This window comes from Mumia spirodelae, assembly GCF_050632745.1.
Taxonomy (GTDB): Bacteria; Actinomycetota; Actinomycetes; order Propionibacteriales; family Nocardioidaceae; genus Mumia.
Map to the genome: position 1 here is coordinate 109,050 of NZ_JBODSD010000006.1, position 12,024 is coordinate 121,073.

Sequence of the window (12,024 nt, forward strand, 5' to 3'; positions counted from 1 at the left end):
TCCTCCTGGGGTCGGGTACGGCGCCGGCTCAGCGCCACGGTCCGAGCTCGGGCAGGTCGCCGGTGGTGGTCAGGGACGGACCGACGACGCCTCGGGTCACCCAGGCCAGCAGGTCGGCCTGCGTGCCCGACACCGTACGCCCTCCGCCGTCGCCCACGCCGAAGCCGGAGTCGGTGGCCCGCAGCGCCACGGGCTCACCGGCGCGCTCGCTCAGGTTGGCGGTGGCGTCGTGCAGGGCGAGCGACACCCAGCCCTGCGGCCACTGGTCCGGCGTGTAGCCGAGGTCGAGGTCGTAGTGGTGCACGATGACCTCGCCCGCCCTCAGCATCGGGATCCACGAGCCGGGGACCTCCTTGCCCCCGCGGGCGACGACCGTGCGGCCCCACGCGTCGTCCGGGAGCCGGCGGGCGGTGACGATCCAGCGGACCGAGGACTCCGTGAGGTCGTCCAGGAGTGCGTCCGCGCTGCGGTGCGCCCCGGCCTCGATGTCGGCGTCGCGCGCCTCGGGGGAGGCGTACATCGGCTTCTTCTCGCCCGTCTCGGCCCACGTGAAGAGGTTCACGAGCGCGTCGGCGTTGCGTGCGAGGTGGGTCACGACATGTCCGCGGGTCCAGCCCGGCAGGAGGCTCGGCGCCCGCATGTCGGCGTCGTCCAGAGCGTCGAGGGCGAGCAGGAGATCGCGCGTCCGCGAGTCCACGAGGTCGATCACGTCGTAGGGGGTCGCCATGGGGCCACCCTGCCAGGCGCGGGGCCGCACGGGTCATCGGGGATGCCGTCGCCGAGGCGCCGGGTTCCGCCGACCGGTTTTGTCAGGCCCCCTCGGTACCCTTGACAAGGTGGGTCGAGTCCTGCCCGGGCGTTGATCCACGCCCTTTTTCTCCCGACCGGCGCGACCCCCAGGAAGGCTGTTCACGTGGCAGATCAACTGCTCATCCGCGGCGCTCGCGAGCACAATCTGAAGGACGTCTCCCTCGAGCTCCCGCGGGACGCGATGATCGTCTTCACGGGACTGTCGGGCTCCGGCAAGTCCTCGCTCGCGTTCGACACGATCTTCGCCGAGGGGCAGCGCCGCTACGTCGAGAGCCTCTCCGCATACGCGCGGCAGTTCCTCGGCCAGATGGACAAGCCCGACGTCGACTTCATCGAGGGCCTGTCGCCGGCGGTGTCGATCGACCAGAAGTCGACCTCGCGCAACCCGCGCTCGACCGTCGGGACGATCACCGAGGTCTACGACTACCTGCGGCTCCTCTACGCGCGCATCGGGCACCCGCACTGCCCGGTCTGCGGCGAGGCGATCACCAAGCAGACCCCGCAGCAGATCGTCGACCGGATCATGGAGCTCGAGGAGGGCACCCGCTTCCAGGTCCTCGCGCCGGTCATCCGCGGGCGCAAGGGCGAATACCTCGACCTCTTCCGCCAGCTGCAGTCGCAGGGCTACAGCCGTGTCCGGGTCGACGGGCAGACCCACAACCTCGCCGACGAGCCGCCGACGCTCGCCAAGCAGAAGAAGCACGACATCGAGGTCGTCGTGGACCGGCTCGCGGTCAAGCCGACGGCCCAGCAGCGCATCACCGACTCGGTCGAGACCGCGCTCAACCTCGCCGACGGGCTCGTGCTCCTCGACTTCGTGGACCTGCCCGAGGACGACGCCCACCGGGTGCGCCGCTTCTCCGAGAAGCTCGCCTGCCCCAACGACCACCCGCTAGCCGTGGACGAGCTGGAGCCGCGGTCGTTCTCGTTCAACGCGCCGTTCGGCGCCTGCCCGGACTGCTCGGGCCTGGGCACCCGGATGGAGGTCGATCCCGAGCTGGTCGTGCCGGACCCGTCGCTGTCCCTCGACGACGGCGCGATCGCCCCGTGGTCGGCGGCGCACGTCGCGGACTACTTCGGTCGCCTGATCGACGCGCTCGCCGAGGAGCTCGGCTTCACCACCGCGACGCCGTTCGAGGACCTGCCGTCGTCGGCGCGCAAGGCGCTGCTCGAGGGCCACCCGACGCAGGTTCACGTGCACTACCGCAACCGCTACGGGCGCGAGCGCTCCTACTGGAGCTCGTTCGAGGGCGTCATCCCCTACGTCGTACGCCGCCACGCCGAGGCCGAGTCGGACACGACCCGCGAGCGCTTCGAGGACTACATGCGCGAGGTGCCGTGCCCGACCTGCGGCGGCACCCGCCTCAAGCCGGTCATCCTCGGGGTGACGGTGCGCTCGGCCACCCACGGCGAGAAGAACATCGCCGAGGTCTCCGCGCTCTCCATCGAGGAGGCGGCGCGCTACCTCAGCGACCTCGAGATGTCCGAGCGCGAGAGCCAGATCGGCCAGCACGTGCTCAAGGAGATCCACGAGCGGCTGCGGTTCCTGCTCGACGTCGGGCTCGACTACCTGAGCCTCGACCGCGCGGCGGGGTCGCTGTCGGGTGGCGAGGCGCAGCGCATCCGGCTGGCGACGCAGATCGGGGCGGGGCTCGTCGGCGTGCTCTACGTCCTCGACGAGCCGTCGATCGGTCTCCACCAGCGCGACAACCACCGGCTCATCGAGACGCTGGTCCGCCTCCGCGACCTCGGCAACACGCTGATCGTCGTGGAGCACGACGAGGACACGATCCGCGCGTCGGACTGGGCGGTGGACATCGGCCCGGGCGCCGGCGAGCACGGCGGTCAGGTCATCGTCTCCGGCACCGTGGAGGAGCTGTTCGCGTCGGAGGACTCGATCACCGGCGCTTACCTGTCCGGCCGCAAGGAGATCGCGGTGCCGGCGGAGCGGCGTCCGCGTCGCGAGGGGCACGAGCTGGTCGTGCGCGGAGCCCGCGAGCACAACCTCAAGGGCATCGACGTCGCGTTCCCGCTCGGACAGCTGGTCGCGGTGACCGGCGTGTCGGGGTCGGGCAAGTCGACGCTGGTCAACGACATCCTCTACACCTCCCTCGCGCGCACGATCCACAACGCGCGGGCCCTCCCGGGCCGGCACAAGGACATCACCGGCATCGACCTGGTCGACAAGATCATCCACGTCGACCAGTCGCCGATCGGGCGCACCCCGCGCTCCAACCCGGCCACCTACACCGGGGTCTGGGACCACGTGCGCAAGCTGTTCGCGGCCACCCCGGAGGCGAAGGTGCGCGGCTACCAGCAGGGCCGCTTCTCGTTCAACGTCAAGGGTGGGCGCTGCGAGGCGTGCTCGGGCGACGGCACGATCAAGATCGAGATGAACTTCCTCCCGGACGTGTACGTGCCGTGCGAGGTGTGCCACGGGGCGCGCTACAACCGCGAGACGCTCGAGGTGCACTACAAGGGCAAGACGGTCGCCGACGTGCTCGACATGCCGATCGAGGAGGCCAAGACGTTCTTCGAGGCGATCCCGGCGATCGCGCGCCACCTCAACACGCTGGTCGACGTCGGTCTGGGCTACGTCCGCCTCGGGCAGCCGGCTCCGACGCTGTCCGGCGGCGAGGCCCAGCGCGTGAAGCTCGCGGCCGAGCTGCAGAAGCGGCAGACCGGTCGCACCCTGTACGTCCTCGACGAGCCGACCACCGGTCTGCACTTCGAGGACATCCGCAAGCTGCTCGGCGTGCTCGGCCGACTCGTGGACCAGGGCAACTCGGTCATCGTCATCGAGCACAACCTCGACGTGATCAAGACCGCCGACTGGCTCATCGACATGGGCCCCGAGGGCGGCAACCGCGGGGGCACGCTCGTCGCCGAGGGCACCCCGGAGGCGATCGCCGCCCACCCGGACAGCTACACCGGACAGTTCCTCAAGCCGCTGCTCGAGGGTCGCGAGGCGAAGCAGCCGGCGCTCCAGCCGGCGCTGGACGTCGCACCCGGCCGGATCCGGACGGGCTCGGGGCGGACGGCGTCCGCGAAGGCCTCGGCGGCGCAGAAGCGCGCCGCGGCACGCGACGCTGCGGCGCCGGCCAAGAAGCCGGTCGCCAAGAAGGCTGCGGCCAAGAAGCCGGCGGCGAAGAAGGCTCCGGCGAAGAAGGCCGCTGCGACGAGGGCCGCCAAGAAGGCCTGACGCCTCCGCGGCGACGGACGCCGCACGCCGGCACCGAAGTTGCGGGCACGCTTCGCCTGCGGTGATCGTTGAACCTTCCACCGAACGACGACGCACCGAACGAAGGGAAACGGCCTGATGACCGACAGCAAGGTGAAGCGCCGCACGGTGATCCAAGGAGTGGGCCTGGTGGGTGGGACTGTCGTGGCCGGAGGGCTCCTCGCCGCCTGCGGCGGGGAGGACGACCCGTCCGGCGGCAGCACGAGCGCCGCGCCGCAGAGCGACCCGACGACGCCCGGGGGAGAGGCCACGACCGAGGCGGGCGCCGAGCCGACGGGCACCGAGCTCGGCCCGACCAGCGACGTCCCGGTGGGCAGCGCCGCCTACTTCAAGTCCGAGAACGTGCTCGTGTCCCAGCCCACGGAGGGGACGTTCGCGTGCTTCTCCGCCGTGTGCACCCACCAGGGCTGTGCGGTCAACCTGGTCGAGGACGACAAGATGATCTGCACCTGCCACGGCAGCGAGTTCTCCGCCGCCGACGGGTCGGTCGAGCAGGGGCCTGCCGATCAGCCGTTGGAGTCCCGCGAGGTCCGTGTCGACGGGGACACGCTCTTCCTCGTCTGAGACGACGTGCGCTACGCGGCGGCGTGCGGGGAGACCCGCGCGCCGCCGCGTACCGCTGTCGGGGTCGGCTCGTAGGGTGGACGTGTGGCAGATCCAGCGACGTACCGGCCAGCGCCGGGTTCGATCCCCGATGCGCCCGGCGTCTACCGGTTCCGCGACGAGCACCGCCAGGTCGTCTACGTCGGCAAGGCCAAGTCGCTGCGCTCCCGGCTGTCGTCCTACTTCCAGGACATCGCCAACCTCCACCCGCGGACCCAGCAGATGGTGACGACCGCGGCCGGCGTCGAGTGGACCGTCGTCTCCAACGAGGTCGAGGCGCTGCAGCTCGAGTACACGTGGATCAAGGAGTACGACCCGCGGTTCAACGTGAAGTACCGCGACGACAAGTCCTACCCGTGGCTCGCGGTGACGCTCAACGAGGAGTTCCCGCGGGTCATGGTCGGGCGCGGCGCCAAGCGCAAGGGCGTCCGCTACTTCGGGCCCTACAGCCACGCGTGGGCGATCCGCGAGACCGTCGACCTGCTGCTGCGGGTCTTCCCGATGCGCTCGTGCAGCAACGGCGTGTTCAAGCGGTCCGCGCAGATCGGGCGGCCGTGCCTCCTGGGCTACATCGGCAAGTGCTCCGCCCCCTGCGTCGGCCGGGTGAGCCCCGAGGAGCACCGCGAGATCGTCGACGACTTCTGCTCGTTCCTGGCCGGCAACACGGCGACCTACATCAAGCGTCTCGAGCGGGACATGCGGGCGGCCGCGGGAGAGCAGGAGTACGAGCGCGCGGCGCGGCTGCGCGACGACATCGACGCCCTCCGCAAGGCCCTCGACAAGAACGCCGTCGTCCTCGGGGACGGCACCGACGCGGACGTGATCGCCCTGGCCGACGACCCGCTCGAGGTCGGCGTCCAGATCTTCTCCGTCCGCGGCGGGCGGATCCGCGGCCAGCGCGGCTGGGTCGCCGACAAGACCGACGACGCGGGCACCGGCGAGCTCGTCGAGCGGGCCATGATGAAGCTGTACGACGGTGAGCACGCCGACGCCATCCCGCGCGAGGTCCTCGTCCCCGCCCTCCCCGACGACGCCGACGCGGTGGCGGACTGGCTGACCCAGCAGCGGGGGAGCAGGGTGGCGGTCCGGGTCCCGCAGCGCGGCGACAAGCGTGCCCTGATGGAGACCGTCGAGCGCAACGCCAAGCAGTCCCTGGTCCTGCACAAGACCAAGCGGGCCAGCGACCTGACGACCCGCACGCGTGCGCTCGAGGAGCTGCAGATGGCGCTCGGGCTCCCCGAGGCGCCGCTGCGCATCGAGTGCTACGACATCTCCAACCTGCAGGGCACCGAGGTCGTCGCGTCGATGGTCGTGTTCGAGGACGGGCTGCCGCGCAAGAGCGAGTACCGGCGCTTCGTCATCCGCGGCGTCGACGGACAGAACGACGTGGCGTCGATGCACGAGACGATCACGCGGCGCTTCCGTCGCTACCTCGACGAGCGGGCAGCGCTCGCGGCACCGGAGCTCGGCGCCGACGACGAGGCGGAGCCGGAGGGCCCCGCGCTCGTCGACCCCGACACCGGCAAGCCGCGCAAGTTCGCGTACGCCCCTGGGCTGGTCGTCGTCGACGGCGGACCGCCGCAGGTCGCGGCGGCGTACGACGCGATGCGCCAGCTCGGGGTCGACGACATCCCGCTCTGCGGACTCGCGAAGCGTCTCGAGGAGGTGTGGCTCCCCGGTCAGGAGGACCCCGTGATCCTCCCGCGGACGAGCGAGGGGCTCTACCTGCTCCAGCGCGTGCGCGACGAGGCGCACCGTTTTGCGATCACCCACCACCGGGGCCGGCGTTCCCGCACCATGGTGGAGAGCGTCCTCGACGACGTGCCGGGCCTCGGGGAGGTGCGGCGCAAGGCGCTCCTGCGACGGTTCGGCTCGCTCAAGAAGCTGCGTGCCGCCACCGTCGAGGAGATCGCGGCCGTGCCCGGCTTCGGACCACGCACCGCCGCCGCGGTGGTGGAGGCACTCGCAGGGGAGCGGGCCACGCCGACCGCCCCGGCGATCAACATGACGACCGGCGAGATCCTCGAGGAGGGGTCGTGAGCGTCTCGGGAACCAGTACGTCGGGGGTGGAGGAGCTCGTCCTCGTGACCGGCATGACCGGCGCGGGGCGCAGCACGGTGGCCAAGGTCCTGGAGGACCTCGGCTACTTCGTCGTCGACAACCTCCCGCCCCAGCTGCTCGGCGACGCGGTCGCGCTCTTCGGCCAGAACCACGCCGCGACCCGACTCGGCGTCGTCGTCGACGCGCGCTCGCGCCAGTTCTTCTCGGCGCTGTCCGGGGCGCTGGAGAGCCTGCGCAAGGAGGGCCTGCGCTCGACGGTGATCTACGTCGAGGCGTCCGACGAGGTGCTGGTGCGCCGCCAGGAGGCCGCACGACGCCCGCACCCCCTCCGTACCGAGGGGAGGCTCCTCGACGGCTTCCGCGTGGAGCGTGAGCTCCTGCGCGACCTGCGCTCGCAGGCCGACCTGGTCGTGGACACCACGCGGCTCAACGTCCACCAGCTGTCCGCGCGCGTCTCGGCCGCCTTCGAGGACCCCGAGCAGCACCCGCTCCGGGCGACGGTGGTGTCGTTCGGCTTCAAGTACGGCATCCCGGTCGACGCCGACATGGTCGCCGACATGCGCTTCCTCCCCAACCCCTACTGGGTGGACTCCCTGCGACCGCTCAGCGGCCTCGACCCGGAGGTCAGCGAGTACGTCCTCCAGCAGCCCGACGCGCTGCCGTTCCTCGACCAGTACGAGGCGCTCCTCGCGACCCTGACCGACGGGTTCGTCCGCGAGAACAAGCGCTTCCTCTCGCTCGCGATCGGCTGCACCGGCGGGCGACACCGCAGCGTCGCCATGGCGGAGGCGCTCGGCGAGCGCCTGCGCGCGCACGACGTCCGCACGCTCGTCGTCCACCGCGACCTGGGGCGCGAGTGAGCACCCCCGCGCGCCGCGTCGGGCCGGGTGCGTCCACGACGACGCAGCGGAAGGTCGTCGCCATGGGCGGCGGGCACGGGCTCGCGGCCAGCCTGTCGGCCCTGCGCTACCTCCCGGGCGAGATCACGGCGGTCGTCACCGTCGCCGACAACGGCGGGAGCTCCGGCCGGCTGCGGCGGGAGCTGGGCGTGCTGCCTCCGGGCGACCTCCGGCAGGCCCTCGCGGCGCTGTGCGGGGAGGACGAGTGGGGGCGCACGTGGGCCCGGGTCCTGCAGCACCGGTTCGAGACCGGCGGCGAGCTCGACGGGCACGCGCTCGGCAACCTCCTCATCGCGGGGCTGTGGGAGCTGCTGGGCGACCACGTGGACGGCCTCGACTGGATCGGGCGGCTCCTGGGCTCGCGAGGGCGGGTGCTGCCCATGAGCTCGATCCCGCTCGACATCGAGGCCACGGTCCGCCGCGCGGACGGCGAGATCGAGATCGTCCGAGGACAGGCCGAGGTCGCGACCACGTCCGGCGACGTGATGGGTGTCCGGCTGGACCCGACCGATCCTCCAGCCTCGCTCCCGGCGCTGCAGGCGGTCCGCGAGGCCGACTGGGTCGTGGTCGGGCCGGGCTCGTGGTTCACCAGCGTGATCCCCAACCTGCTGGTGCCCGACCTCTCGCGCGCCCTGCACGAGACGTCGGCCGAGCGCATGCTCGTGCTCAACCTGGAGGCGCAGCCGGGGGAGACGGAGGGCTTCTCGCCGGAACGCCATCTCGAGGTGATCGGCGAGCACGCCCCCCAGCTCGGCGTCGACGTGGTCCTCGCCGACCGGGACGCGGTGGGCGACGTCGCCAGCCTGCGCGCCGCGGCGAAGGACCTGGGCGCCGAGGTCGTGCTCGACGCTCTGGCCCAGGGCGACGGGTCCGCACGCCACGACCCGCTGCGGCTCGCGGCAGCGTACGAGCGCATCATGCGGATGCCCGTGTGAGGGCGCTCACGCCCGCACCGGAGACCGACCAAGACGACCGTGCAGGTGCCCACGGGCGCTCCGCCGCGCGCGTACAGTGGCGCAGGGGGGATCCACGTTCGGGGCCGACGAGGACAATCGGAGGAGTACGCCCATGGCGATGACAGCACAGGTGAAGTCGGAGCTGTCCAGCACATCGGTCACCAAGGCGTGCTGCCGCAAGGCGGAGGTCTCGTCCCTCTTGAGGTTCGGCGGTGGGCTGCACCTGGTGGGCGGCGCGATCGTCGTGGAGGCCGAGGTCGACACCGGCGCCGCCGCGCGCCGGCTGCGCAACGACATCGCGGACGTCTACGGGCACGCCAGCGAGGTTCAGGTGCTCCAGGGCACCGGCATCCGCAAGGGCACCCGGTGGGTCGTCCGCGTCGTCCGTGACGGCGCCGCGCTGGCCCGTCAGACCGGGCTGCTGGACGCCGCCAACCGGCCTGTCCGCGGACTGCCGCCGCAGGTCGTCTCCGGCGCCACCTGCGACGCGGTCGCCGCATGGCGCGGCGCGTTCCTGGCCCGCGGCTCGCTGACCGAGCCGGGACGATCGTCGGCGCTGGAGGTCACGTGCCCGGGGCCGGAGGCCGCTCTCGCGCTGGTCGGCGCCGCCCGCAGGCTCGGCATCCAGGGCAAGGCCCGCGAGGTCCGCGGCGTCGACCGCGTCGTCATCCGCGACGGCGAGGCGATCGGGGCGCTGCTCACGCGGCTGGGGGCGCACGAGTCCCTGCTGGCGTGGGAGGAGCGCCGGATGCGCCGCGAGGTCCGGGCCACGGCCAACCGCCTCGCCAACTTCGACGACGCCAACCTGCGGCGCTCGGCGCGCGCCGCGGTGGCCGCCGGCGCCCGGGTGGAGCGGGCGCTCGAGATCCTGGGCGACGACGTCCCCGACCACCTGAGCACCGCGGGCCGGTTGCGCGTCGAGCACAAGCAGGCGAGCCTGGAGGAGCTGGGCCAGCTCCACGACCCGGCACTGACGAAGGACGCGATCGCGGGCCGGATCCGACGCTTGCTGGCCATGGCCGACAAGCGTGCGGCCGACCTCGGGATCCCGGACACGGAGGCCAGCCTCACCGACGAGATGCTGGCCGACGGTGCGTGATTCTCGCCCTGCGACGCCGTGTGCGTGGTCGTCCTGGGCCCGCGATAGGGTCGTGTCGATCGTCAAAGTCGATCAACAGCCTGATGAGTGATCCTCGAAGGAGAGCGTCGTGACCGTGCGCGTAGGTATCAACGGATTCGGCCGGATCGGCCGCAACTTCTACCGGGCCGCGCTGGCTTCGGGTGCGGACTTCGAGGTCGTTGCCGTGAACGACCTGACCGACAACAAGACCCTCGCGACCCTGCTCAAGTACGACTCGATCCTGGGCCGGCTCCCCGAGGAGGTCTCGTACGACGAGACGTCCATCACCGTCGGTGGCCGCAGCATCAAGGCGTTCGAGGAGCGCGACCCGTCGGCGCTGCCGTGGGGCGACCTCGGCGTCGACATCGTCATCGAGTCGACCGGCTTCTTCACCGACGCGACCAAGGCCAAGGCCCACCTCGACGCCGGTGCCAAGAAGGTCCTGATCTCGGCCCCCGCCAAGAACGAGGACCTCACGGTCGTCATGGGCGTCAACGAGAACCTGTACGACCCGTCGGCGCACAGCATCGTCTCCAACGCCTCGTGCACGACCAACTGCCTCGCGCCGATGGCGAAGGCGCTCAACGACGGCCTGGGCATCGTGCGCGGTCTCATGACGACGATCCACGCCTACACGCAGGACCAGAACCTCCAGGACGGCCCCCACAAGGACCTCCGTCGTGCCCGCGCCGCCGCGCTCAACATCGTCCCGACCTCGACGGGTGCCGCGAAGGCTGTCAGCCTCGTCCTCCCCGAGCTCAAGGGCAAGCTCGACGGCTACGCGCTGCGCGTCCCGGTGCCGACCGGCTCCGCGACCGACCTGACCTTCACCGCTCCGCGCGAGACCTCGGTCGAGGAGGTCAACGCGATCGTCAAGGCGGCCGCCGAGGGTCCGCTCAAGGGCTACCTCACCTACACCGAGGACCCGATCGTCTCCACCGACATCGTCACCGACCCGGCGTCGTGCATCTTCGACTCGGGTCTGACCAAGGTCATCGGCGACCAGGTCAAGGTCGTCGGCTGGTACGACAACGAGTGGGGCTACTCCAACCGCCTCGTCGACCTCACCTCGTTCGTCGGCTCGTCGCTCTGAGCGACGCCTGACGAGATTCCGACCGAGCACCGCCTCCTGGGAGACCTGTGAAGACGATCGACGACCTCGGTGACCTGCGCGGCAAGCGCGTGCTGGTCCGCAGCGACCTCAACGTGCCGCTCGACGGCGCGACCATCACCGACGACGGCCGTGTGCGGGCGAGCGTCCCGACGATCCGCCGCCTCGCCGACGCGGGTGCCAAGGTCGTCGTGATGGCCCACCTGGGCCGCCCCAAGGGTGCGCCGGACCCGGCGTACTCGCTGGAGCCGGTCGCGGTGCGCCTCGCCGAGCTGCTCGGCAAGGACGTGACGTTCGCGAGCGACACGGTGGGCGCGTCCGCACAGGAGGTCGTGGCCGGTCTGGGAGACGGCGAGGTCGCCGTCCTCGAGAACGTCCGCTTCAACGCGGGCGAGACGAGCAAGGACGCCGCGGAGCGCGGAGCGTTCGCCGACGAGCTCGCGGCGCTCGGCGACGCGTTCGTGTCCGACGGCTTCGGCGTGGTGCACCGCAAGCAGGCCAGCGTGTACGACATCGCCGAGCGGCTTCCGGCCGCCGCCGGGGGCCTGGTCCTCGCCGAGGTCGACGTGCTGCGCCGGCTGACCGAGGACCCGGAGCGCCCCTACACGGTCGTGCTCGGCGGGTCGAAGGTCTCGGACAAGCTCGGGGTCATCGACAACCTCATCGAGAAGGCCGACGCGCTGCTGATCGGCGGCGGGATGGTCTTCACGTTCCTCGCCGCGCAGGGCTACGGGGTGGGGTCGTCGCTGCTGGAGTCCGACCAGATCGACACGGTCAAGGGCTACCTCGCCCGTGCCGCCGAGAAGGGCGTCGACATCGTGCTGCCGACCGACGTCGTCGTGGCGCCGGAGTTCTCCGCCGACGCCCCTCCGACCACGGTCGCCGCGGACGCGATGCCGGCTGACCAGATGGGTCTCGACATCGGTCCCGAGTCGAGCGAGGCGTTCGCGGCCCGCGTCGCGGCGTCGCGGACGGTCTTCTGGAACGGGCCGATGGGCGTGTTCGAGTTCCCGGCCTTCGCCGGGGGCACCAAGGCGGTCGCGCAGGCGCTCACCGAGGTCGACGGGCTCTCCGTCGTCGGCGGTGGCGACTCGGCGGCCGCCGTGCGGCGGCTCGGCTTCGCCGACGACCAGTTCGGTCACATCTCGACCGGTGGTGGCGCGTCCCTCGAGTTCCTCGAGGGACGCGAGCTCCCCGGCCTGCAGGTCCTGGAGGGCTGACGA

At 71.6% G+C, this 12,024-nt stretch carries 9 protein-coding genes; 8 read left to right on the forward strand and 1 reads right to left on the reverse strand.

The features are described 5' to 3' along the window. Positions 1 to 28: 28 nt before the first annotated feature. Positions 29 to 727 carry a maleylpyruvate isomerase family mycothiol-dependent enzyme gene (locus ACQSSQ_RS22890; protein WP_431329463.1) on the reverse strand — a complete coding sequence of 233 codons (699 nt, stop codon included), beginning with the start codon at positions 725 to 727 and terminating at the stop codon, positions 29 to 31. 186 nt (positions 728 to 913) lie between these two features. Here ACQSSQ_RS22890 and uvrA point away from each other — a divergent pair, with 186 nt between their 5' ends. The 8 genes from uvrA (at position 914) to ACQSSQ_RS22930 (ending at position 12,021) form a co-directional block, all read left to right on the forward strand. Beyond that, entirely contained in the window at positions 914 to 4,012 is a 3,099-nt protein-coding gene (gene uvrA / locus ACQSSQ_RS22895; protein ID WP_431329464.1) for an excinuclease ABC subunit UvrA, read from the forward strand. Between the two features lie 117 nt (positions 4,013 to 4,129). Then, positions 4,130 to 4,615 carry a Rieske (2Fe-2S) protein gene (locus tag ACQSSQ_RS22900; protein ID WP_431329465.1) on the forward strand — a complete coding sequence of 162 codons (486 nt, stop codon included), beginning with the start codon at positions 4,130 to 4,132 and terminating at the stop codon, positions 4,613 to 4,615. A gap of 84 nt (positions 4,616 to 4,699) precedes the next feature. Then, positions 4,700 to 6,694 (forward strand): excinuclease ABC subunit UvrC, encoded by a 1,995-nt coding sequence (gene uvrC / locus ACQSSQ_RS22905; protein WP_431329466.1) that lies wholly within the window; start codon positions 4,700 to 4,702, stop codon positions 6,692 to 6,694. Further along, positions 6,691 to 7,575 carry an RNase adapter RapZ gene (rapZ, locus tag ACQSSQ_RS22910; protein ID WP_431329467.1) on the forward strand — a complete coding sequence of 295 codons (885 nt, stop codon included), beginning with the start codon at positions 6,691 to 6,693 and terminating at the stop codon, positions 7,573 to 7,575. Before uvrC ends, rapZ begins: the two co-directional genes overlap by 4 nt. 62 nt (positions 7,576 to 7,637) lie before the next feature. Then, positions 7,638 to 8,549: a gluconeogenesis factor YvcK family protein gene (locus ACQSSQ_RS22915; protein WP_431329546.1), complete on the forward strand. Its 912-nt coding sequence runs from the start codon at positions 7,638 to 7,640 to the stop codon at positions 8,547 to 8,549. A 133-nt stretch (positions 8,550 to 8,682) separates the two neighbouring features. Beyond that, complete coding sequence (gene whiA / locus ACQSSQ_RS22920) at positions 8,683 to 9,669, forward strand: DNA-binding protein WhiA (protein ID WP_431329468.1); 987 nt, start codon at positions 8,683 to 8,685, stop codon at positions 9,667 to 9,669. 109 nt (positions 9,670 to 9,778) lie between these two features. Next, positions 9,779 to 10,783 carry a type I glyceraldehyde-3-phosphate dehydrogenase gene (gap, locus tag ACQSSQ_RS22925; protein WP_431329469.1) on the forward strand — a complete coding sequence of 335 codons (1,005 nt, stop codon included), beginning with the start codon at positions 9,779 to 9,781 and terminating at the stop codon, positions 10,781 to 10,783. A 47-nt stretch (positions 10,784 to 10,830) separates the two neighbouring features. After that, positions 10,831 to 12,021: a phosphoglycerate kinase gene (locus ACQSSQ_RS22930; RefSeq protein ID WP_431329470.1), complete on the forward strand. Its 1,191-nt coding sequence runs from the start codon at positions 10,831 to 10,833 to the stop codon at positions 12,019 to 12,021. Positions 12,022 to 12,024: the final 3 nt, after the last annotated feature.

Bases quoted from the DNA above. Each gene is read 5' to 3' on its own strand.
- ACQSSQ_RS22915 (WP_431329546.1), top strand. From the start codon at position 7,638: ATGGGCGGCGGGCACGGGCTCGCGGCCAGCCTGTCGGCCCTGCGCTAC.
- ACQSSQ_RS22900 (WP_431329465.1), top strand. From the start codon at position 4,130: ATGACCGACAGCAAGGTGAAGCGCCGCACGGTGATCCAAGGAGTGGGC.
- ACQSSQ_RS22890 (WP_431329463.1), bottom strand. From the start codon at position 727: ATGGCGACCCCCTACGACGTGATCGACCTCGTGGACTCGCGGACGCGC.
- whiA (WP_431329468.1), top strand. From the start codon at position 8,683: ATGGCGATGACAGCACAGGTGAAGTCGGAGCTGTCCAGCACATCGGTC.